The sequence below is a fragment of the Candidatus Thermoplasmatota archaeon genome, from assembly GCA_022848865.1.
Taxonomy (GTDB): domain Archaea; phylum Thermoplasmatota; class Thermoplasmata; order RBG-16-68-12; family JAGMCJ01; genus JAGMCJ01.
Window position 1 is genome coordinate 1 of record JAJISE010000024.1, and the last position, 21,988, is coordinate 21,988.

General features: G+C 54.8%; 27 protein-coding genes and 1 tRNA gene. 9 read left to right on the forward strand and 19 right to left on the reverse strand.

All coding sequences use genetic code 11. From position 1 onward, the window contains the following. From LN415_05825 to LN415_05860, 8 genes are all read right to left on the reverse strand, one after another. Nucleotides 1-565 (reverse strand): glycosyltransferase family 4 protein (locus LN415_05825; GenBank protein ID MCJ2556613.1); only part of this gene is annotated, 565 nt, incomplete at its 3' end. Between the two features lie 58 nt (nt 566-623). Beyond that, a complete protein-coding gene (locus LN415_05830; protein MCJ2556614.1) occupies nt 624-1,547 on the reverse strand; it encodes an NAD-dependent epimerase/dehydratase family protein in 924 nt (307 codons plus the stop codon). After that, complete coding sequence (locus LN415_05835; GenBank protein MCJ2556615.1) at nt 1,544-2,563, reverse strand: hypothetical protein; 1,020 nt, start codon at nt 2,561-2,563, stop codon at nt 1,544-1,546. Before LN415_05835 ends, LN415_05830 begins: the two co-directional genes overlap by 4 nt. A 50-nt stretch (nt 2,564-2,613) precedes the next feature. After that, the gene (locus tag LN415_05840; GenBank protein MCJ2556616.1) at nt 2,614-3,642 is read right to left on the reverse strand and encodes a radical SAM protein; all 1,029 of its coding nucleotides are present in this window, start codon (nt 3,640-3,642) and stop codon (nt 2,614-2,616) included. A 46-nt stretch (nt 3,643-3,688) separates the two neighbouring features. Next, nucleotides 3,689-4,486 (reverse strand): UbiA family prenyltransferase, encoded by a 798-nt coding sequence (locus LN415_05845; protein ID MCJ2556617.1) that lies wholly within the window; start codon nt 4,484-4,486, stop codon nt 3,689-3,691. Between the two features lie 53 nt (nt 4,487-4,539). Then, on the reverse strand, nt 4,540-5,712 hold the full coding sequence (locus tag LN415_05850; GenBank protein ID MCJ2556618.1) for a radical SAM protein: 1,173 nt from the start codon (nt 5,710-5,712) through the stop codon (nt 4,540-4,542). A 193-nt stretch (nt 5,713-5,905) separates the two neighbouring features. Continuing rightward, nucleotides 5,906-5,978: transfer RNA gene (locus LN415_05855), tRNA-Val, on the reverse strand. A gap of 215 nt (nt 5,979-6,193) precedes the next feature. After that, the gene (locus LN415_05860; GenBank protein MCJ2556619.1) at nt 6,194-6,598 is read right to left on the reverse strand and encodes a thioredoxin family protein; all 405 of its coding nucleotides are present in this window, start codon (nt 6,596-6,598) and stop codon (nt 6,194-6,196) included. A gap of 221 nt (nt 6,599-6,819) precedes the next feature. On the opposite strand from LN415_05860, the gene LN415_05865 reads away from it, so the two are divergent. Next, a complete protein-coding gene (locus LN415_05865; GenBank protein MCJ2556620.1) occupies nt 6,820-7,908 on the forward strand; it encodes a pyridoxal phosphate-dependent aminotransferase in 1,089 nt (362 codons plus the stop codon). Nucleotides 7,909-7,945: 37 nt separating this feature from the next. Here the strand turns inward: LN415_05865 and LN415_05870 are convergent, their stop codons facing one another. Genes LN415_05870 through LN415_05880 form a run of 3 tightly spaced genes read right to left on the reverse strand, consistent with a single transcriptional unit; the run spans nt 7,946 to nt 9,103 of the window. Then, nucleotides 7,946-8,158 carry an FYVE zinc finger domain-containing protein gene (locus LN415_05870; GenBank protein MCJ2556621.1) on the reverse strand — a complete coding sequence of 71 codons (213 nt, stop codon included), beginning with the start codon at nt 8,156-8,158 and terminating at the stop codon, nt 7,946-7,948. A 13-nt stretch (nt 8,159-8,171) separates the two neighbouring features. Continuing rightward, complete coding sequence (locus LN415_05875) at nt 8,172-8,561, reverse strand: CBS domain-containing protein (protein MCJ2556622.1); 390 nt, start codon at nt 8,559-8,561, stop codon at nt 8,172-8,174. Between the two features lie 41 nt (nt 8,562-8,602). Beyond that, nucleotides 8,603-9,103 carry a hypothetical protein gene (locus tag LN415_05880; GenBank protein MCJ2556623.1) on the reverse strand — a complete coding sequence of 167 codons (501 nt, stop codon included), beginning with the start codon at nt 9,101-9,103 and terminating at the stop codon, nt 8,603-8,605. Between the two features lie 265 nt (nt 9,104-9,368). Here LN415_05880 and ccsA point away from each other — a divergent pair, with 265 nt between their 5' ends. From ccsA to LN415_05915, 7 genes are all read left to right on the forward strand, one after another. Continuing rightward, nucleotides 9,369-12,041, forward strand: a complete 2,673-nt coding sequence (gene ccsA, locus LN415_05885; protein ID MCJ2556624.1) for a cytochrome c biogenesis protein CcsA — start codon at nt 9,369-9,371, stop codon at nt 12,039-12,041. Then, nucleotides 12,041-13,600 carry a hypothetical protein gene (locus LN415_05890; GenBank protein ID MCJ2556625.1) on the forward strand — a complete coding sequence of 520 codons (1,560 nt, stop codon included), beginning with the start codon at nt 12,041-12,043 and terminating at the stop codon, nt 13,598-13,600. The genes ccsA and LN415_05890 overlap by 1 nt, the downstream gene beginning before the upstream one ends. A gap of 106 nt (nt 13,601-13,706) precedes the next feature. After that, nucleotides 13,707-14,591, forward strand: a complete 885-nt coding sequence (locus LN415_05895; GenBank protein MCJ2556626.1) for a hypothetical protein — start codon at nt 13,707-13,709, stop codon at nt 14,589-14,591. Nucleotides 14,592-14,595: 4 nt separating this feature from the next. Then, on the forward strand, nt 14,596-15,333 hold the full coding sequence (locus LN415_05900; GenBank protein ID MCJ2556627.1) for a cytochrome b N-terminal domain-containing protein: 738 nt from the start codon (nt 14,596-14,598) through the stop codon (nt 15,331-15,333). After that, entirely contained in the window at nt 15,330-15,698 is a 369-nt protein-coding gene (locus LN415_05905; protein ID MCJ2556628.1) for a hypothetical protein, read from the forward strand. The genes LN415_05900 and LN415_05905 overlap by 4 nt, the downstream gene beginning before the upstream one ends. Then, nucleotides 15,699-15,989: a hypothetical protein gene (locus LN415_05910; GenBank protein MCJ2556629.1), complete on the forward strand. Its 291-nt coding sequence runs from the start codon at nt 15,699-15,701 to the stop codon at nt 15,987-15,989. Then, nucleotides 15,986-16,213, forward strand: a complete 228-nt coding sequence (locus LN415_05915) for a hypothetical protein (GenBank protein MCJ2556630.1) — start codon at nt 15,986-15,988, stop codon at nt 16,211-16,213. The genes LN415_05910 and LN415_05915 overlap by 4 nt, the downstream gene beginning before the upstream one ends. On the opposite strand, the gene LN415_05920 is transcribed toward LN415_05915, so the two are convergent. The 6 genes from LN415_05920 to ccmA are packed head-to-tail and all read right to left on the reverse strand — an operon-like array spanning nt 16,210 to nt 19,763. Further along, nucleotides 16,210-16,869 carry a TlpA family protein disulfide reductase gene (locus LN415_05920; GenBank protein ID MCJ2556631.1) on the reverse strand — a complete coding sequence of 220 codons (660 nt, stop codon included), beginning with the start codon at nt 16,867-16,869 and terminating at the stop codon, nt 16,210-16,212. The two genes, LN415_05915 and LN415_05920, sit on opposite strands and share 4 nt — an antisense overlap. Beyond that, nucleotides 16,851-17,255, reverse strand: a complete 405-nt coding sequence (locus LN415_05925; protein ID MCJ2556632.1) for a cytochrome c maturation protein CcmE — start codon at nt 17,253-17,255, stop codon at nt 16,851-16,853. The genes LN415_05920 and LN415_05925 overlap by 19 nt, the downstream gene beginning before the upstream one ends. Then, entirely contained in the window at nt 17,242-17,388 is a 147-nt protein-coding gene (locus LN415_05930) for a CcmD family protein (protein ID MCJ2556633.1), read from the reverse strand. The genes LN415_05925 and LN415_05930 overlap by 14 nt, the downstream gene beginning before the upstream one ends. Next, a complete protein-coding gene (locus tag LN415_05935; protein MCJ2556634.1) occupies nt 17,385-18,350 on the reverse strand; it encodes a cytochrome c biogenesis protein in 966 nt (321 codons plus the stop codon). Before LN415_05935 ends, LN415_05930 begins: the two co-directional genes overlap by 4 nt. 1 nt (nt 18,351) lies before the next feature. Further along, nucleotides 18,352-19,029, reverse strand: coding sequence for a heme exporter protein CcmB (locus LN415_05940; GenBank protein MCJ2556635.1), 678 nt, complete (start codon nt 19,027-19,029; stop codon nt 18,352-18,354). Beyond that, nucleotides 19,026-19,763 carry a heme ABC exporter ATP-binding protein CcmA gene (ccmA, locus tag LN415_05945; protein ID MCJ2556636.1) on the reverse strand — a complete coding sequence of 246 codons (738 nt, stop codon included), beginning with the start codon at nt 19,761-19,763 and terminating at the stop codon, nt 19,026-19,028. Before ccmA ends, LN415_05940 begins: the two co-directional genes overlap by 4 nt. A gap of 115 nt (nt 19,764-19,878) precedes the next feature. On the opposite strand from ccmA, the gene LN415_05950 reads away from it, so the two are divergent. Then, the gene (locus LN415_05950; GenBank protein ID MCJ2556637.1) at nt 19,879-20,229 is read left to right on the forward strand and encodes a transcriptional regulator; all 351 of its coding nucleotides are present in this window, start codon (nt 19,879-19,881) and stop codon (nt 20,227-20,229) included. Between the two features lie 35 nt (nt 20,230-20,264). Here LN415_05950 and LN415_05955 read toward each other — a convergent pair whose 3' ends face one another. Together LN415_05955 and LN415_05960 are read right to left on the reverse strand one after the other, a co-directional pair. Next, the gene (locus LN415_05955; protein ID MCJ2556638.1) at nt 20,265-20,915 is read right to left on the reverse strand and encodes a hypothetical protein; all 651 of its coding nucleotides are present in this window, start codon (nt 20,913-20,915) and stop codon (nt 20,265-20,267) included. Then, complete coding sequence (locus LN415_05960; GenBank protein ID MCJ2556639.1) at nt 20,908-21,897, reverse strand: hypothetical protein; 990 nt, start codon at nt 21,895-21,897, stop codon at nt 20,908-20,910. Before LN415_05960 ends, LN415_05955 begins: the two co-directional genes overlap by 8 nt. Between the last annotated feature and the right edge of the window lie 91 nt (nt 21,898-21,988).

Consider the following 21,988-nt stretch of genomic DNA (forward strand, 5'->3'; position numbering starts at 1 on the left):
CAACACCCGAATCCACCAAATGAACCCTTGTACCGGGCCGAAGTATCCCACTCTCTCGCATGAGCCTTTCCTCGAACTTCGTAAGAACAACGACATCATCCACAAGATTGACCGAGAAGCATCCCAAGGTCCTATCATATATCCTCCTGAGCAACATCCTCTTCTTGCCCCCCCAATCACTGTAGTCTGGATGGAAATGAGGGGTGAAGACGGTCCTTATGCCGCGGATCTTACCTACAATCGGTGGAGACAAGGTGTTGAAGCATCCGTAGCTGTGGGCATGTATGACATCTGCCTCCTCACGAAGAGCTCGAAGCCCGATGCCTGGATACACCGGGAAATCCGCCTCTCCGGGAACTGTGAATGAGGAGAATCTCTTGACCATACCGTCGAACACGCTCTTGAAATGCTTCTGCTTTATCAGGGGCGTATCGCAGTACATGTCCGATGTAAGGACTATGACCTGATGCCCCTTTCTCATCAATTCCTTGCTGAGCTCTAGAACGTAGGTCTCGGTCCCTCCTGGTGCAGGAGGAAATCGCGAGCACAGCATGAGGATTCTCATGGGCTACAATCCCCCTGAAAGCTCCTCTTACCACTTGGCTTTCGCATAGATAGACCTTCTAAAGGATCTTGAAATGTCGAGCAGTCTCCTTGATTTGCACCTCAAGATCTGTGTCTGGATCATATCCCAGAAGAGTCTTTGCTTTTTCGACTGAGAAATGCAGGTCGTGAGACATTATCGCCACGTTCTGTCGGGTTGCGTGCGGGTCCCTCAACAGAACATCTGTGAACCAGGCAAGGATTTCGGCGATTGGAACAGGGACGCTCTTTCTGACCGGTTCTTTTCCCAGAACCTGGCATACTGTATCGACATACTCCTTTAGGCTTAATCTGTAACCGTCTGTGATGTTGAATACTTCTCCTGAGACTACATCGTCAACCTCCCCCAGTCTCAGGAGGACAGATAACAGATTGTCTATGTAGGTGAAGTAGGTTAGATTGCTACCATTCCCGATGAACCGGAACTTTCCACTGGAAATCATCTCCAGCATCATTCTTGATGCTTCATCTCCTGGGCCCCAAACCCATCCTGGCCTCACTATGTACGCCTCAATCTCCTTCCTCCTCATTAGGACGATCTTCTCTGCCTCGATTTTCGATGGGGTGTAGGGATCCTTCCATCGGGTGGCGTAGGGACTCTCTTCAGAATCCCCCTGATGGTCGCTGTACTCACCGAGCACCGCCAAAGAGCTAAGATGCACCAAGCGCTTGACCCGATTCTCAACTGCAATCTCGATCACGTTTTCCGTGCCCCTGGTGTTGACCTCATACTCCTTCTTCTTGTGGCCACCGCCCAAGACAGCCGCGCAATGATACACCAAATCCACATCTCTCAGGACCTCACGAAGATAGCTCCTGTCCAGGACGTTTCCCTTGGTGTATCTGCTTCTGCATATCCCTACTACCTCTGTATTCTTGCCCGCTAGCTCTTCCATCAGCCTGCCGCCAATGAATCCCGATGCTCCAGTGACAGCGAGCCTCACGGTGACCCCTCACTCATTATCATATCCCCTATCTTGTCGGTGCCGTAGATGTCCATGGATCGGAAGCTCGTCTCTCCCCCAAGGATCCTTTTCACCATCTTCGGGATGTCTGCAAGTCTGTCTGCAATCAAGCCCAGCTCTTCCTCTCCCACGAATCTCACATTGCCTCTCTCCTGGGGCATTACCACTGGATGTGTGTCAAGAATGAACGGCCTTCTTAGCGCAATCAGCTCGGAAATCGTCAGCGCCCCTGGCTTGGTGACCACAACGTCCGAGGCCATATAGAGGGGGACAATCGACTCGACAAAGCCAACCACGTGGACCCCCTTGCGTCGGGATGCAGCCTTGGCCAATTCCTTGTTGCTGCCACACTGCAGCATGATGTCTGCCTCAGTGTTCTCTTTGAGAAGCGTGTCCACGATCCTCAGGGAGTTTCTTCCTCCTTCTCTCCCGCCCATCACGGTGCACAGAGGTGCTTCGGCGCCCAGCGCCTCCAAGGATTCCTCTCTTGAGGGTCTGCCATCGAATAAGCGGGGGGTCAGGGGCATACCCATTACCTCATATCGCCCTTCCAGTAGGCCATGCTTCTTGAGATACTCCTCTGCTTGGAACGTCGGCAGCACAGTGAAGTCAACATCCTCATTGAACCAAGATGGTGTCATGCCTTCCCCAAGGTCCACGACCACGGTGATGATCCTGGGCCTCCTGGGGGCATCTCCCTTCAGGGCTAGGAGTAGAGGGTCCACGATCCATGGGCATGTGAGAACGACGATGTCAGGCTTTTCTCGATCGAGCAGCTTGAGGACTCTCTTGCGGGAGAGGAGATTGATGGGGGCGGATTTGTTGAGGGGGAACATGTGGGCGACCTCCATATACCATGAAGCGAGACGCAAGTCGCCCTTGAGAAGGGAATTGTACACTTCTGCAAGGAGAGATCCCAATGGATTGGTCTCCTTCATGAAATCAATCACGGAGCACTGCGCACCCTTGCCCTCGAACCACTCCTTCAAAGCCAAAGAGGCGCTCACAGTACCGTTCCCGCCGTTCATGGTGAATAGGGAGACTTTCAGACGAATCCCCCCAGGTAGGCCTCCATGAGGGAGCGCATTGCCCGATAGTTGTCCCCGTCCGAGAGAAGGACTCTGAGTTTCTTGCCGTCGCCTGAAATGAAGCCTTTGCGAAGCCCATCCAGAAAATCGTAGGCCCTGTAGAAGCTAGCATAGTCCCTGAAGGCCTGTTGGGTGCATTTCTGGCAACTCTCGCAGTCAAAGTCAAGATTGCCCAGATCAAGAATGTTCCCGAACAACATGCCGTCATTGAAGCATCTGTAAAGGTCAAGGTTCCAATCCAAGTAGAACTGCCTTTCTCCGGCTGGACAACCGTAGGACGAGTCTTTCCCGCCGTGAACCTTCAGGAACTCGTCCAGATTCACATCGGTGTTGAATATGCCAAGTTTGGTGGTGGCCTTCTTCTCCTCTTTGATGGCATGGACGACTTCTCGCATCTGATGCGAGTCGATGTCGGTGTCCACGGACACAGCAGCAGCCCTGTAAGAGGAGGACATTCTGCACTGAGGGTACGAGAATATCACCTTGGAGAATCCCATTTCCCTGCACTGGTCCAATAGCACGCTCACATCCTCGGGGCTCCTTCCAGGTAGAACACCTGCATAGCACTTGATGCCATGACGATCAAGAACCTCCTTAGCCCTTCTTACCACCTTTCTCACGTTGTAGCTTCGCGTCCTGCCAACACCGTTTTCATCCATGATGTCCATGGAAAGACCTACGATGTTGATGTTCAATCCCGAGAGTTCTCTGGCAATCCTATCATCCAGGAGGAGTCCGTTGGTGGCGATGTAGGATATCATCAGCCCCCTGCTGTCCACATGTCTGCAAATGTCGAGGAATCTCGGGTGCAGGAGTGGCTCACCGCCTGTTAGGGATATCAATCTGACATCGTTCTCTGCTAGCATATCAATAGCCTTTCGCGAGGCGTCATAATCCACATGTTTCCTTTCGTCCACTGGTATCTGGGGGAATCGACAGGTAGTGCAGGAGAGATCGCAGTGGCTCGTTATGGCAAAGAAGACCATCTTCGGGGCAGTGGATTGCCAGAGCATATGGAGGTTCTTGAGTCGCCTATACAGACCCAGGCAACAACCCCCATATTACGACGAAGACCAGCCAGAAGAACTGCTCCAGATCAGCCAAGACATAGTATACCCAGTCCGGAGCATCCCTGTGTAGCAAGTGGATGTTCAGGCCTTGATAGAAGAACGCCGGGATGAATACCAATCCTAGGAGTGGAATCGCGGTTAGACCTACCAGGACAAGAATCGACACGGTAGCAATGGAGTTTAGAAGGTGAAGGATTGTCTTAGTGCGACCTTCTCCAATCATGATGGGAAGCGTTCTGACCCCTGATTTCCTATCCGAGTTTATGTCCTTGAAATCATAGATGATGGCCATAACGAAGAGCTTCAAGAAAAACGGTACGGCGAAGAGCCAATGTTCAGGCTTCATGGGCACACTCAGGAATAGAAAGGTGAAGGGCAGAAGGAATGCCCATCCTGCGGCGATGAACGCATCTTTCAGGAGAGGAACCCTCTTGATTCCAAAGGCCCTCCCCGTCTGGTGCCTCATAGGCAGACCAGAATACAGCAATGCAATCACGGGTGCTATCGCCACCAATAACACGATAGGCAGAGAAACCAGTACAGAGATAGAAATGGAAGCCACGATGGCCAACAGGATTGTCGCACACATCACCGTGCGATGCTTGCGCAAGAACTGGCTCCCTTCGGGATGCGAGACTTTGTCCACTTCAATCCCCACTACGCTGTCAATGGCATAGAATGCGTAGGTAGTCACGTAGACACAGACGAACAAGAGGATGGAGATCGTGTTCATGAAGAGAATTGAGAGGACCATGCTCATGGAAGATGTGCTCAGGGGGATCACGAGTCCTGTGCAATAGAACTGCTTGATGCTCATTGTACACCACTCTTCCGTAGGTCGTCAGCATCCAAGAAGGCCCTCAGGAATCTTCGGTCCAACCGTCGCAGCCCGTTGATGGCTTCTCCTTTCCAGATTCCCCGACGCAAGAGCTCGAGAGTATCAAGCAAGTAGTAGAACGAACCGAAATCCCTGGCCCCCTGGTAGTAGCACAAGTTGCAGTCCCTACAGCCGAATTCTATATTGTCTCCAACCGAACCCAATTTCTCACTCAGCGCCGGACACCTGTATATGTCGAGGTTAGCATCAAGGTATAGAATGTATTTCCCGGCGAAACATGGGAATTCAGGCACTCTTCCGTTGTAGAAGTCCTTTGCACCCAGAAGCCCTCCCAAGGGGTTGATGACCTTGATTCTCCCCTGGGCCTTGACCTTCAGAATATCACTGATTACTTCTTCCATCTCCATCCCAGAGTATGCTAGGAGCGGTGAGTCGCTCCAGCCTTTGTACGTGGAAGCGAGTTCGAAGTTCATTGGATAATCGAACTTGACCTTGTCGAAGCCGAGGTCAAGAAGCGTCTCGACGAACTTCGGTATGTCTGTTATCGACTTGTTTATTAGGGCTATCGCGAAAGTGTTCACTCCGGCCTCTTTGAGGTGTTTCAGCTCTTGTGCAATCTTCTGACTGAGCCCTGGGATGCCCCTGTTCCTTTCGAAATCCTCTCTCTCGTTGCTCTCGTAGGATATCCAGATGGCATTCAGCCCAGCGTCATGTAGTCTTTCTGCCAGGGATCTTGTCAGGAGCCTACCGTTGGTCCCAGTGATCACGATGAGGTTCTTACTCCTCGCATACTCGATGATCTCTGGAAGCTCGGGATTGAGAAGCGGCTCCCCGCCAGTCAGAGACAGAACCCCCGTGTTGACCTCGGCAAGATAGTCTATTGCCATTCTCGCCTCATCAAATGAGACAATCTTTTTCTTCTCTTGTTTGTGAAATGAGCAATAGACACAGGTTGCTTCGCAGAAGTTGGTGACGGTGAAATTCACCATCTTCTTTCCTCCGTTTCTCACAAACTGGAAAGGATCACTGGCGGGATTCACCAGGATGCTCGGCATTTCGGGTGCAGAGGGAAGTGACGGTGCTAGTTCCCTTGACGAAGCTGCCTTTGAGCGGGTTCGGTTTGCTGATTGGTCTTCTTCCTTTCTCATGGTCCCATCCAGGTATGGATGCGATCGTGGCCAACTCCTGCCATGCGGGCTGAGCACCTTAGTTCGATACGTGTGGATTCGATCTCACTCGCCCCGAATCGCAAGATGTGTTCCTCTGGATTCCTCCACGCAGATTATCGGAAGTAGACGAGAGCATATAAAACCTCGACCCTCAGCTGGGAAGGGGCGGAAGTGGGCTCAGGGAGATTCGAACTCCCGACCTTCACCATGTCAAGGTGACGTCATAACCGCTAGACTATGAGCCCGCGCTGTGCGAATAAGCCGCTGGTTTCATAAGGTTTATGCTTCCTCTTGGGATGTGCGGTCAGCTGAAGGGGCGTGGCTCCAACGCGTCGAGAGAGCCGACCCCTGCCCTCCTTTCGCGTTCCTAGGACTATGCAAGAAGAAACCAGAAGGGGAACGGTTGCCACTGGAACTACTCAAGAGCCCAGTAGACAAAGTTGTGACAGGACTTCAGATATCACTCCTTGTATTCGACCAGCATTCCGTCTATCTTCCTGGCGATATCTCCCATTGCTTTCACGCCTGAAACACTGAGGATTCTTCTGCCATAACTGAAGAAGACGAGATTAGGAATGGTCTTAATGCGATATCGCTCCACAGTATCTTCGTTCTTCTCTATGTTGAGCCTTCCAAATGCCACGCTACCCGCGTACTTCCTCGATAGAAGCCTAAGCCTTGGAAGGATGACTTTGCAGGGAGCGCACCACGGTGCCCAGAAGTCCACTACCGAGAGCGGGTATTTTCCAATGAAATCCGAGAGATCTCTGTCACTAAGTGTGACGATGTGACTCGGCCAGTCTTTCATTGATGGGGCCTTTCTCGAATCCCCTTTCTTTCTTCGCAATCTGAACCTTTCGAGCATTCTTCAAGCACCTCTTCTCTCGTGACTCTGCAAACTGTCCTCTTGGAATCCTCCATATCCTAGGTCTCAGTTCTCAAGGGATTGAAGGAAGTCCTATATTCTGTTATTTGCTTCTCTTGAAGCTCTGTTTGTGTCTTTCTGAGTGTGTTGTCCCGATGTTTTCACCGCAAAGGATTTAGATTCGAAGTGATTCCGTGTGCTTGCCAGATTAGGTGACTAACATGGAACCATTCCTCTATTCCCACCAGAACAGGGACAAGATTATTTGGATGAGTCAGAACACGAACACCCTCTCCACGACCCCGGCGATACAAGAGGCCCTCAACGAGGCGGTCCGGAAAAGGGAATACGCCCTGTACCCCTACAAGAACGGTCTCTTTGGGCTTCCAGAGGCTCTGAAGGAGGACGTGGGCGCCCCCCATTACGACGTTCTCATGGCCAACGGCGGAATCGAGGCCCTCTACGTCATAACGAGAGCGCTTCTCAGGCGAGGAGACGAGGTCGTCGCGTCGGACCCGAGCTTCCTGCCCATCCATCATCAGGTCAGCCTCTGCAACGCCAAGACGATCGAGATGCCGATATACTCCGATCCGTGGAAGATGACCCCTGAGCGGGTGAACGAGGCAATTACCAAGAAGACAAAGATGATCCTGCTCATAGATCCGATCAACCCCCTGGGGACGGCGTACACGGGCGACGAGGTGAGAGCGATCTCGGAGATAGCGCAGGACAACGACCTGTACCTCCTGGACGACATCACGTACCGAGACTTCTCGGACGACCATCACGTGACGTCGGACTACTACCCGGAGAAGTCGATACTGGTGTACAGCTTCTCGAAGAATTGCGGCATGGCGGGAATGAGGATTGGGGCTGCCCTGGCTGAGCCCGAGCTGATGAAGTCCTTTGTGAAGTACAACGTCAACCCGCTTTCCGTCAACATCCTGGCACAGAGGGCGGCCCTTGCCGCTCTCCAGACGAAGGACCAGTGGATATCGGGCATCGTCCACATCTGCAGGAGGAACCAGGCGACGATCAAAGAGGCTGTGGAAAGGATTCCCGGGGTATTCCTTCCAGTCTACCCGTCATACACGAACATGTTCATAATCGACATCGGCAACACTGGCGCGGACCCGGAGAAGGTCCAGGAGAAGCTCCTGCTCGAGCATGGCATCTTCTTGAGGGCCGGCAACTACGTGAGCAAGCGGTTCGGTAATAGGTTCGTCAGGGCCTCGTTCTCCCTTCCCGAGGAGGAGTGTCAGAAGTTCGCTCGCGCATTCCCGCAGGTCATGGCCGAGCTCTCGGGCTAGACCCGTATGGCGATGGAGAAACGTTGTCGAAGGAGATTCAGCCGGCCTGTTCCTTGACCTTAGGCTGGCACTCCGTGCAGACGCGTATCACGTCGATGTAGTCCTTGGAGAGACCCGCCTTCTTCGAGCCCATATAGTGTGTGCAGTCAAAACAGATGGTCTTCCCGCACCACTGGCACTTCCTGAGCTTCTTCTCGTACTCGCTCATCTCGAATTGCTTGCCGCAAATCTCGCACACTACTTTTTCCATGGTCTCATTGCTCCTAGAAATCGAAAGGTGTCTCAGCTATCACTTCGACAAGGTCCGCGGCTGTGAAGATGCCCACGATCTCCTCTCCGTCTGCGACCAGAAGTCGCTTTATCTTCATGTCCTTCATTATCCTGGCCGCCTCCCTTACGGTGAATCGCTGGTTCACCGTTATGAGCGGTTCGGACATATACTCGGACACTTTCAATTTGCATGCATCGACTCCCGCGCACACGACCTTGGACAGGAAATCCCTCTCCGTGAATATCCCGACCGGCTTCCCGTCCCGAGTGACGACAAGGCTTCCTATGTGTTTCTCCCCCATGAGCGTGCAGGCCTCGTCAATCGTTCCATTCTCATCAATCGTGACGATGTTCGTCTTCATGACCTCCCCGATTCGCAACATGAGAAGACGGATGGCGAGGACCGAAATAAAGCTTCCCGAAACTATGTGATATAGGTCACGCTCGACCTGTCGAAGCCCTCAACGAGTTCAAGCTCCGACTGCTTCGGCGGAATCCAGCCGAAAACTGGATACACAATGTAATCGAAGAACTGCGTGATGTCCTCAGCCATCTTTGTCGTCGGATGATCGGGCCCGAACAGCCTCCTGCTGATCTCCACGGCCTTCAGGCGTGTCCTCCTCTCATCGATTATCCCTATCGTGTGCAGGTACTCGTGAAGCAGTATGTGGAATGAATAGGACTTGAGCAGTGATGGGTTCGTGTTCTCGATCAGCCTGAGGGATGTCTTGTTCATGACTATGATGTTGGATGACACTGGGTAATATGCGCCGATCCAGCCGGAGCGCGTCCCGCCGAGCTCGGAGAGACCGAGCATCAGACCCGCTCTCGTCTTCCCAAGCTCCAGCTCAACTGCCTTCTTCACGAGTTCGAATATGTCAGGAAGACCCTTCGTCGCCTCCAGTTCATCGAGATAGTCCGTCATCTGAATATACATCCGCTGGTCCGAGATATTAGACTTTTCCTCACGCGTGTTGCAGCTGATCGTCCTCCAGATGAAGGTGATACTCCCATGATGGCCTCTCGTGCTGGCCAGGACAGTTCCAGTATCTCGCAATGTTAAAATAGGTGCCAAGTATAAACTCGAAAAAGGCGCTGCGTTTCTCTGTTTGAGATAGCGGGCGTTCTAGTTGATAGAGCGGGACGAACGAAAGGGAAGACGGAAACCCGAGAACACACGAGGATAACGGATGCATGTCGGCGATGTTCTACTATGGGCAGCCTTCGCGGTTGGGATTCTTGCGGTGATTATCACACTGCTCAGGCTCTTTCTGAAGCCGGACTTGGATTCCAGGATCTCTTGGATCCTCTCACTGACCGCCTTCGGTTTCGTCTCCGCTTCGTTCTTCCTTCTGATGTACAGCTTCCTCGCGTCGGACATGACCATCCAATACGTGCATTCGTACTCAGCGACAGATCACGAGTGGTTCTACAAACTCGCGGGGGTCTGGGCAGGTGGCAAGGGGTCCATATTCCTTTGGGCGTTCTTCGCCTCCCTGTTCGTTCTCATTCAAGTGACCATACGGAACTTCAGACCGAAGGAGAAGCGTTCATCGGAGAGGTTCCAGGACTGGCTGTTCCTCACAGAGAGCGCCTTGCTCGTGACGTTCGTCTTCATAGTTCTTAGGTTGGAGATGTTTGCACCGACGCCGCATCTGAATCTCATCGCTGCACCAGACGGGTTTGGCCTGAACCCGCTCCTGCAAACGCCCCTCATGGTCATCCATCCCCCCATTGTGTTCGCGGCCTACGCGTTCAGCGGGATTCTGTTTGCTGCGAGCATCGCCGTTCTCGCATCGAATGACAAGAGATGGACGTTTGACGCCCTGACATTCGGTCGTGCGTCCTGGCTATTCATCACTCTCGGCATCATCATCGGCGCCATCTGGGCGTACACCGTCCTCGGCTGGGGCGGTTACTGGGGATGGGACCCGGTCGAGACAGCCAATCTGATCCCCTGGATCGCGTTGACGGCCTTCCTCCACGCGACTTTCATGAACCGGAGGAAGGGGTCCTACGGGAACTTGGCCCCCCTGCTGGGGATCGTGAGCTTCTCGCTCGTGCTGTTCACCACGTTCGAGACCAGAAGCGGCTATGTCGAGTCCGTCCACTCGTTTGCGGGCGGCGGTGGTCAGGTCCCAGTCAATCCTGCGGACAAACTCATATACGTCCTCGAAGCCTCGCCAGAGAGTGCCTATTTCCTCTCCGTGTTGCTCTTCGCGCTCCTGATCGGACTGATCTTCTACCTCTGGAGGTTCCTGCGGACGGAAAGAGGCCAGAAGGACTCCAGGTTCGTGGGCTACGCGTACATGCTCGTGTTTGCGGCGCTTCTCATCCCGATAGCACTGGATGTGGCGGGATTCCTGTCGGTCGTCTTTGATGTATCGAGGGCGCTCGGCCTCGGCAATCTGCTGCTCGGTCTCGGGATTCTGCTCTTCCTTCTCGTTGGCGGCCCGTTCATCTGGGTCGTCATGACCTCGGAGGGTGAGGTGGAGAGGGAGAAGAAGCCCATCTTCTCCGCGGACTCCTGGATGATGGTCACGGTTCTCGTTCTCTCCGTCTGGTTCGTGGCGACCTTCCTCCTCATGATGCAGGGCATAAACAGTCTGAGGCCAGAGAGCTTCGAGAGTCGTCTTCCCCTCGTCATTGTCCCGCTTGGCGCGATCCTCATACTTTGCCTGTCGTGGGGACACGTGAGCCCTGGATTCTCCTTCTACGTCGTGGGCCTGATAGTCGCCGCAACCGTCTTTGGGTTCGTCGTCTTCGCCAACCCATACTTCTTCGTCTACATCCCCATCTCCTTGGGCATTCTCGCGACCGCAGGATACAAGATAGTGAAGGTCTCGTCGAAGAAGGACACGAGTCGAAACGCGAAGCTCGCGGGCCTGTTCTTAATATTCGCATCCATCCTTGGGATGGTCATGTGGGGGTCGGGTCCATCCAGGATCTGGTTGGGTCCGGCAAGCTTTGAGACCAGCCTTCCCTTGCTGATCGGCGGGTTCATGGCCTCGGTCGTTCCGTTCATCGCGGGCATAAGCACTCTCAGAGGAGGGGACATTCGGCTTGCCATTGCTGGCGGGATTCTCGGAATCCTCTCGATCGGCTTCCTTGCGGGCACCGTCCTCTCAGCAATCGCCCTCGCACTGATTTTCATCGAGTCGAAGGGCTTCTCCAGATCTGCATCGTGGAGCAAGGCAGTAAGAAGGCCGCTTATGACGGCGGGCGCGCATCTCATCCACGTAGGAGCTGCGCTGCTAATCATAGGATATGCCACGAGCACGTTCCTTCCTTCGATGCATGGGGACGAAATCCTGCTTGCAGGCCAGACCTTGGAGATGCCCGAGGGATACGGGTTTGAGATAGTCGAATCGAGAGGATTCGACGCCGACCTCAATCAACGGTACGAGACCGTCGAGGTGATCCTTCGCCTCTCGGATTCGAGCGGCGAAATCGCCCCCGTGACCCTGACAATGGTTTGGCGGACAACTGACCCAACTGGCAGTGGCACATACACATCCGATGTATTCGTTCACTCTGAACATACTGTCGACGTCTACTTCATAGTGATCGGTTTCTTCACGATGAACGATGGGTGGATCAATGTGAACACCCAGAAGAACATCACCGAGAAGTTCTCAAGTTCGAGTGTGAGCGCCATCAGGATAGCCGTCGAGTTCGTTCCGCTCGTGGGACTCGTCTGGAGCGGGACCTGGATAATGGCAACGGGCATCGTGACAAGGGTCGGTTCTGACCGTTGGCCGACAAAAGACAGAAAAGTGACCGAAGAGGAACCTCCTCTGAGAGAGGACAGCGAATACGAGGATATGCTGGAAAGGGAGCTGCTGACGTTGGAGGATGGTTGATGAGACGGACGGTTGCGTTTCTTGTGGTGCTGGGTCTGCTTTCTTCGTTCGCCTTCCCACCGTGGCACACGGCGAGCGCGGACGGACCGGACGCTGGAATCGTAGTAGACCTCCACGAGATCGACATGGTCCAGATGACGAACAACACTGCTTTCCTTGTAGTTGAAAGGGCCTACTTCAACAACACGGGGGAATCTGAGTTCAACGACACTCTCCACTCCTGGCTACCCGTGAGGTCACGGGTGATCTCAATGGCTTGCGGGGACAATTCCTCGACCACGGTGATGAGGAGAGTCGACATGACTGGCTACAAATGCTATGACTTCTCACGGGATGTGACCGATGAGAACGTGATCGCATTCACTGCCTTCGAGGAGAACGAGACGCTATCGTACTTCGGACAGAATGCGACTCTTGTTCTCAATGCCTCCAATGGGAACGGGACCTCCTGGCATTCCGTTCCTGTCAATATCACCGTCGGATGGGGAAATGAGTCGCGATTCTCCACGCCTTCCGGGCAGGGACTGAGGATAAACGCGAGCGATGAGCGGATGGACGCCGTGCAGCTCTCCGCGAGCCAGACCGTGATATCCGCAAGCCATCTGATCAACGTCACCAGCCAGTCTCTCTGGAATGAGACGGTATCTTTCTCTGTGGATGGGCTTCCTCTCGGATGGGAAGCGCACGTCCGCAATGACACTGCTGAGATTGACACAGTGGACCTGGAGCCAAATGAGACGAGGACGCTCACGTTTGTCGTCGAACTGCCACCACACAAGATGCTGATGGAGTTCCTCTACATCCTGTATCTGGAACCTTCCGGGGACGTTAAGAAGTCCGCTACGTACGAGCAGAGCTTCTTGTACAACGTCACGGACTACAGCTTGTGGCTCTTCTCCAGAGACGGCTCGACCGTCTCCTCTCCTGCGAACTACTCACACATCCATCACCCTCTGTGGACACTTCCTGACTGGCTGCATTCCATTTACATATTCGATCCTGATTGGAGCGAATCCGAGGCGGACTTCCACGAAATAATCGCATCCCCATCGGCGGGAGATAGCCTGCAGGTCGTCATCGAGTGGGAGAAAGAGGTTGGGGAAGGCTTTCCGTTATGGATTCTGGCAGCAATCGTCGTGCTGATCGTCTCCGCAATCGTCCTGGTCTTCATGTGGAAGAGAAGCCGGGAACCTGAGGAGAAGGAGGAGACCGAGGAACCCAGCGAAAGACCTGAGGCGGTCAAGGGGCGAAGAGAGGAAATCGCCGAATCGCTCAGGGAGGCGGAGGCGACCTTTGCCGCAGGTCACATTTCCAAGCCGTTCTACGAGGATTTGAAGAGCAAGTACGAGGGCGAGCTCGACGAGGTCGAGGGGCAGCAAGAGGACCCGGAAATCGTTGCCCTCAAGGGCGAGAAGGAGAAGCTGCTCAGGGCCATCAAGGGCCTGCAGAGGAAGCGGGATGAGGGGGAGATCTCCGAGAGCGCATTTCAGAGGCTCGTGGAGGACTATAAGAAAAGGGCGATCGACATCATGAAGCAGATCGACCAGAGAAGAGGCTAGGATCCCGTTCCCTGCAGAGTCTAGGATAAGATTTATCCGCTAAATCGCCGTTATACTCCTCACGGAAATGCCCAGGGACTCCGTAGAGAAAGGAAGACGCCGACTGATGAGGTTCCTCATTGCCGGCCTCACGATACTCGCCTTCGTGGCGGCTTATGTCCTCGTTGAGACAGATGTCGCCAAGGAGGAGCCGGATCCGTCACACGACTTCTTTGGCACGCGCGACGAGGATTGCGCGTCCTGCCACTACTCTATAAACCAGACTCTGGCGGGAGGGAAGCATGCGGGAAGGCCATGCACGACTTGCCACGATCCGACGGTCATATCCGAGCTCAAGATAATCATGGAATGCGACTTCTGCCATGGGCGCAAGCACAACTACACTTATCCAGAGTGCATCGAATGTCACGATCCGCACGCCACTGGTTTCAAGCATGACGTGTCCAATCACCTCTGTTCGGACTGCCACGCCAACGAGACCGTGGAGCTGGACATGGGACCGCACAGCTGGCAGCACTGTACGAACTGCCACGGGAATCACAGCGTCGTGTCCAATGGATGTGACACGTGCCATGGGCGCAAGCACAGCGAGTGGATCAGCGGTGGGTACGAGTACCCAGAATGCCTTGAATGCCATGAGGCGATGAACGCGAGCTTCAAACACAACGTATCGAACGAACTCTGCAAGGACTGCCATTCCTCCGAGTTCCAGAAACTGCAAGATGGAGGTCACAGCGGAGAGGATTGCACGGAGTGTCATACTCAGCATCAGGTCGTCAGAACGACCTGCGACGATGAACGGTGCCATGGTCAGGAGCATGGCTATTCATATCCCAAGTGCCTGGAGTGTCATGAGCCGATGCAGGCAACACCTGGATCCCCGGAGTTCGAGCTCTCGGACGAGGGCATTGCGTTCGCGATTATCGCAGTCTCCGCAACACTTGTCCTCTCGACCGTGCTGATTGCCCACATGAGGAAGAAGGAGGGATAGCTCTATGACCGAGAAGGCTGGGAATCCTTTCTCCGCCATACTCTCGCGCTTGGGCGGGCTCTTCAAAAGAAGCCGCGACTGGATATTGTCCAGGACCGGGCTTGAGGAGTTCATTCGGGAGACCGAGGGAAGGAAGGTTCCCAAGCATGCCCTCAATCCTGTCTACTGCCTGGGCGGCGTGACCTTTGTGGCGTTGGCTATCCTTGGCATCACTGGCATCTTCCTGTCCGCACACTACGAGCCTTCGATTCTGAGGGCACAACGGAGCATCCAGATCATATCGAACGAGATTCCTTTCGGCTTCTACGTCAGGAGTGTCCACGGCTGGTCGGCGAACATAATGGTCATCACAATCCTCCTTCATACCCTCAGAGTCTTCATCACGGGATCGTACAAGAACCCAAGGGAGTTCACATGGGTGAGCGGTGTTCTCCTGCTTGTGTTCACGTTCACCTTCATCATGACGGGTTACACCCTTCTCTGGGATGAGAGGTCCTATTTCGCAGCCACGTCCTTTGCAGGACTCGTTGATGGCCTACAATCGATACCCGTGATAGGAGGAGCCTTCGGCTGGCTCACCTCGTGGGTGACTGACACGTTCATCGGCCTATCAGTGACGGGAGAAGGCATCCTCACGAGAGCCTACTGGATGCACGTGACAGTGCTTCCCCTCGTGACGCTCGTTTTCATTCTTTCCCACTTCTACCTCATAAGAACGCACGGGATAAGTGGTCCGCTATGACTGAAGAGATGGAGGAGGTTCCCGACGAGGCTATCGAAGAAGGGAGACCTTTCCTTCCCAATCATCTAGTTGAGGAGATAGGCGTCATATTCCTCTTCACTGGAATCATCCTCATCTTTGCATCAATCTACAGGCCCGAAGAACTTGCCCTCCCGCACGTCTTCTTCGCTGGGGTCCTGGAGATGATGAGAGGCATCGCTCCCTGGTTCGCCACGGTCGTCCTCACGATTCTTGTCATTTTCCTTCTGGCTCTCCCGTTCCTGGACAGATCCGAGGAAACGCATCCTCTCAAGAGGAGGTTGTTCGTTCTGATCGTCCTGGCGGTCATTGCCATGTGGGTAGCATTCACGATCATGGGGTTCTAGATGAGCGGAAAGGCGAAGATGTCCAGCGGAAGAAGGGTCCTGATGTCCACGATCGTGCTCTTGGTGGTCTCGGGGATCTCGTTGGCATTGGCGGTTCAAGCCAGCGGTCAGCTCCTGAAAGGATTTGACGTTCTATCCCTGTCGCTGTTGCTGGTCTCCTCGTACATCACGTTGATCGGTATCTATTCGATTGCGACCATCTTCTACAACGTTGACAAGCTGAGCGGGAGGCAGAAGAGGACCCTGAGATTCCTCGAGATCCGCAGGGAAACGGGTGAGGGACGCGAATGAAGGCGAGAGAAGACGAGTTTCCGACACTGGCGGTCCTGATACTGGTCCTCTTCGCTGTGACCGCAAGCACGTTCGCTTTCGCCCTCCTCAGGGCGATTGGGAGCAGATACCAGGAGAGCGTCTTCCTTTTCGGGGTGGCATTCATAGTCCTGGCGTTCGCCGTGTTCACGTACCGATTCTATGGCTATCCGGACAGGAGACAGGAATCAACTGAGGAGGACTAGCTCTCGCCGGGACCGCCCACAAGTCGCTCCTTTATCATGCCCCTCTTTGTGTATCCGAGATAGAAGAAGATCCCGAGGGCACCCCCGATCAGAGCGACGGAGAGGATGATTACCACGATGGGGTCGCCCTGAGACCTCGCATTGTCGATCAGGCTGGATACGTCCTCCACGCCCAAGACATCAGAGTGAGAAGATGCTATCCTCCCGCTGCCATCGATGACGAACATGTGAGGCACCGACCTCACTCCATAGGACTCCGTCACATCTCCAGGATCCATCAGGAAGGTCCAGTTTGCCTCCTGAGACTCTCTGAAAGTTCGCAAGATCTCGTTGTTGTCCGATAGACTCACGCTTATCGAAACGATGACCAGGTCGCTCTCACTGTAGACTCCCCGGACGTCCTTGAGGACACCGATCTCCTGTTTACATGCATCGCAGGTTGTGAACATGAAATTCAGGATGACGACCCTTCCCCTTTGCTCGGACAGCGTGAAGTCTTGACCGTAGACATCGGCACCTGTGAAGCCCGGAGCAGGTTCCTCGATCAAGAAGAGAAGAGTCAGGCCTGAAGCGAGCAGGACAATGGCAATCAGGACCGCTTTCTTCATCGTTACCGCCCGAAATCCGAGGGGTTGCCTCAGTACCTTGACGAGCATCCTACGAGTATGTCGTCTGCATCGATCTCGTAAGTGCTCACGTTCAGGTGGAACATCCCTGTGACAACGACATCCTTTCCGTTCGCAAAGGCATCGGGGACATAGATGTAACTGACCACTATCGAGTACGTCTCACCCGTCAGATTGAAGGTGCTGCTGGTCTGAGACCAAGCCGTCACCTGCCCTCTAATCTCGACCTCCTTGTCCACGTACTTGGCGGGGTCGGCCATCACGTTGTCCACTGTGTCATAGGGGTCCGCGGGGGCGGAGCTCAGGAATATGACCACGAGAATGATAACAATGGCAAGCACAACGATGATCTTCAGCACGAGCCGCTTCTTCGCATCGGATTTCGGTGCCTGCGGGGGTTCCCTACTTCCCTCCAATTTCCATGACCTCCTTCAGCAAGTCGATCTCCCTCTTTATCCTGTTCTGTCTGTGCGTGAGATAGAGCACATAGAGAACGATTCCTGCCCAGATGACCAGATAGGCCCAGTAGAACTGCTCAACCCCTATCATTCTGCGTCCTCCAGCTGTTCTTTGATTCCTTCAATCTCGATTACTGACCTCTCGATAGCAATCCGCCTAGAAAAAAGTGTCGCGTATACGAGCGTGAAAGCTACGACCCCCAACATGAGAACCGCTCCCGCCTCGGCAGAGAGATGACCCTGAGATGTCGCCACGACGTTCGGATGGAGGCTGGTCCAGATTCTCGACGAGAGGAAGGAGATAGGCACCGCCGCGAAGCCGAGTATGCCGAAGATTGCAGCGACTCTGGGGATGCTCTCATGTCTCACCGCCCCGGCTCTTATGGCGACATATGCGATGAAGATCAGCCACAGGACGAATGTCGAGAAGAGCTTCGTATCGTTCCAGTCCCAGTAGTAGCCCCACTCTGCCTTGGCCCAGAGTGCCCCGGAGATGACGGCGACAGAGCAGAAGACCAGACCCACCTCGGCGGACGAAAGCGCCCAGGTGTCCCATTTCTGACCGCCCTTCCAGAGGTAAACTGCGCTGCAAGCGAGCACGACCCCGAAGGCCAGGAACGAGGTCCAGGCGGCTGGAACGTGGAGGTAGAATATCTTGGCCGAGTACGGCGATCTCCAGCCCGCGGGCTCGTCTGGGTCATCCGCTATCTCGATCTCTCTGGCCGCTATGCCGACATCGGGCTCCAGTCTTCCCAGGACATACACGGTGGTTCCGTTCACGATCCCTGCGTCAAGGTCGCCCGAGCCCGCATACGAGACGTTGATGAATACAGCGCTCGTGATGTCTTCGAGGGCGAATTCGGTCCCGATGAGATCCTGCACGACACCTTTCACTCTGATGTCGTCACCAGTGTAGTCATCCTGATGATACAAGACAGTGGAAACGTCCACGGGTTCGAGCGGGGCGTAGTGGAACGCCGCTAGAACCGTCGCAACGACGAATATCACCGCCAAGAGCACAAGCACAAAGTCAATCAGCTTCCTTGTTTCCACGCTAGCCCTCCATGATATGCCCGAACAGGAGATAGGCGAGAAGCAGGCTCAGGATTCCGAAGCCAACCAGAATGTTCAGCTCTGGCATCACGTCGCCGCTTTCGGACACAATCTTCGAAGTTGCCGCGACCGCAGGGATCACGACTGTGAACACTATCAGGGGGATGAGAGCGATCTGCAGGAGCGACTGGCGGGTCTTGGCAGCTATGGTCATCCCGGAAACGAGCGTTCCCATGGCAACGAAACTGAACGTGCCGACGAGAATGACCCCGAGCAACGTCAAGAATGACCCGCCGGGATCGTACGCGAAGAAGGCGACAACGAACACGAGCGTCACGAGGTCCACAACGATGAGGAATAGCAGATTGGAGAGCATCTTTCCCAGATATATCGAGTATCTGCTCGTCGGGAGGAGCAGAAGGCCGTCAAGGTACTTGTTCTCCTTCTCGTACGAGAAAGAGGATTCCAGACCCATGATGCCGGCGAAGAAGATCGTCGTCCACAGGATGGGCGCTACGAGATGAGGGTTCTCGCTCAGTTCCATGTCGAAACCGAAGAGGGCGAACCTGAACGAGAGGATTATGACCAGGCTTAACAGAATCATGGACGTCATCCTCTCTCGCGTTCTGAGCTCTATGTTAAGGTCCTTCTGTGCAATCCTCAAGGCACCGAGCGTCAAGAGCCCGCCCCCGTCAGTTCGTCATAGGCGGATTTGAACTCGTCTGCACCCGTCTCGGCTTTCCTCGCGTCGTAGACAACCCGGCCCTTCTTCATAACGAGAAGCCGCTCGCCCACCTGATAGCCCTCCCTGAGATGATGCGTGGCGAGAAGGACTGTTTTTCCGCCGTCACGGAGCTGTCCGATGAGGGACATCGTTTTCGCGATGGAATCGGAGTCGAGGCTTGAGAAGGGCTCGTCGAAGATGAGGATCTCAGGGTCGTGTATCATCGCTCTGGCAATCGACAGTCTCTTGACCATGCCGCTAGAGAGGATGGCGACCCTGTCGTTCCTCCTGTGCTTCAGTCCGAAGAGGTTCAGGAGCTCGTCGACTCGCGATTCGGGCGCTCCGTACATCCTGCAGTAGAAGTTGAGGTTCTCCGCGGCCGTGAGGTCGTCATAGAGCAGAGGATCGTGAAGGACCACACCGATCTTCTTCCTCACCTGCCTCCCGTTGCTCGTGATGTCCAGTCCATCGATGAGAATGTCACCTGACGTCGCGCGGGAGAGCGTGCAGATTATCCTGATGAGCGTCGTCTTCCCCGCCCCGTTGGGTCCGAAGAGGACGGTGACCTGGCCACGCGCGATCTTCAGGCTGAGACCCCGTATTGCGACCAACGAACGGAACTTCTTCGTCAGGTTCCTGGTTTCGACAGCGATGTCCTCTGTGTCCTCGGTCTCCGTTCCATCGACCATCAGGTAGGCTCAATCTTCAAGCTCAGTAATAAACCATACGTCGAGCGGGGCGCTGAGAGATGGGTCGACCCGACAATAATGCCAGGCTCAACAATAATATACGAGCATTCGCTTTATGGCATCTGAGCCGAAGATGACCAACGGAAAACAGCCATGCGAACGCATCGTCGCGGAGATCCTCCCGACCATCCGGGCCAAACTCGCGCTCAGGATTCTTGGGGAATACGGTCTGAGTCAGATCAAGACCGCAGAGCTTCTCGGGGTCACTCAGGCCGCCGTTAGCCAGTATACCACGGGGAGGAGGGGGGACGAGAATGTGCTAAGGGAATTCCCGGACATCAATACAAAGATAACCAAGATGGCCGCCAGGCTGGTCGAGGGCTTGGAGGATGATGAGAGGGAGACGATGCTCTGCGACATCTGCAGAATGTGCCAGCCTGGTGACGGAGACTCGGACCGCCCATAGCGGCCTCTTTTTTCGCCAGAACCCGGAGCGAGCCATCACTGATCGGACACCTTGCGTGCGGAGCCAACGAGCTCGGCGAGCTTCGAAGAATAGACGATGAGAAGTATTCCTGCGACTGTGACCACGGCGACCAGAGCATAGAGCATCTCCAGCGGGAGTACCCAGGACGAATGTAGGTCCACGCCCAAGAGCTCCCACATGGGCTCGAGTATGCTCACCTTCCCCCCCATTGTCCCGCCGAGGCTCCCCCCTATGACCGAGAATGCATAGCCCAGCCCGCCGCTTGCGACCATGATGACGGTGGTCCCCCGGGTCTTCCACGCCCCTTCCCAGAACATCACGTTCGTTGCTATCAGGACCCCCCAGAATTCCGTCGCGAAGATCGCCACCATTATCTTGTTGAGGGAAATGGGGGACTTCATCGCGGTGTCGACGGGCAACATGTAGGAGCCGGTGATTCCAGAGAGTATCAGGCCGAGCACGCCGAATATCGACGCGAGCAGTATCGTGGGTGTGGAATACTCCGATGCTTTCTTCAGTCCCTGGCGCAGCCTGCCCCCTTTTTCTCCCAGGAATCTGCCCCAGAGTATGTCAACGACCTTGATCGCGATGCAAACGGCTGCGAGCGTTAGCGCTCCGCCGTGGAGTTCAATGGTCACGGAGTGGAAGGAGCTCATGTCAACCATCTTGCTCGTCCTCCGTCTTCGCTCTGGTCTTGCCCAGCCTCATGGCGATGATGAGCACGAAGAGGGCGACCTCGCTGACAATGATGATCTGGATTGCCCAAGCCATTGTGTCGGGTAGCACGGGCCTCGCCTCGACGGATATGGCGTACACGGACGTCGTCGCCGTGACAGGTTCGCCGCCGAGCTCATTGTGAGCCTCTATGAAGTACTCGAGCTGGACGCCCGAACTGTATGCGGGGATCGAGCCCTCGAACCTCCACGCGCTGCCGGAGACGTCGCTGGTGTTCGTCATTTCGCTGGAGTTGTATTGGATCTCGCCCGCCACGCGCCAGTGAAGCTCGACCCTCGTGGCGTTGACAACGTGGGTGTCGATCGGAGTGCTCTCGCCGATGTAACCGATGGACACGGCCTGGTGGTGGATCTCCGGCGTGCCGGTCGGAAGTGGTGTTACCTCGACACTGATCGTTCCCGCGTAGTCCTCCCAAAGGGGATTCTTGGCTATGCTACCGTGGTGTACCCTCACGAAGAGGTCATAGTTGCCCGAGGCCGTCGGAGCATTGAGGGTCCACGTAAAGGAGACCGTCTCCGCGGGCCCGGAACTCACCTTCTCCACATAGTTGACCGTGCCACCTTTCGGATCCTGGGATATGGTCCAGCCCTGAGTCGAAGGGTGGTCGTTCGATCCGCTCCTCGAGCTCAGCAGGAAGACCCCGATCAGGCTGGAGGATCCCAGCTGTGTCTCGGTGACGTTGATCGTGATCGTAAGGGCCTGCCCGGATAGGACTGATGTCTTGTCCAGGTCGATGTCGATCGTCCCCGCCCCTTGGTTCAGCGCTCCCTGGTGGCAGGACGTTCCGCAATCGTAATCGGCATCGCCATCCTGCCAACCCCCGGTGTACGCCTCGAGAGTGCCAGCGAACAGCATCAGACAGAGCAAGAGAACCGCGACCACGGGTCCGAAGCGCTTGATTTCCCTATTCATCTTTAGCCGCCCAAATCCCCGGCTTCATCATAACAGAGTCAGGATCGTATCTGGATGTTCTTCGAATCGATGTTGTGCTTCGTGCTTGGCC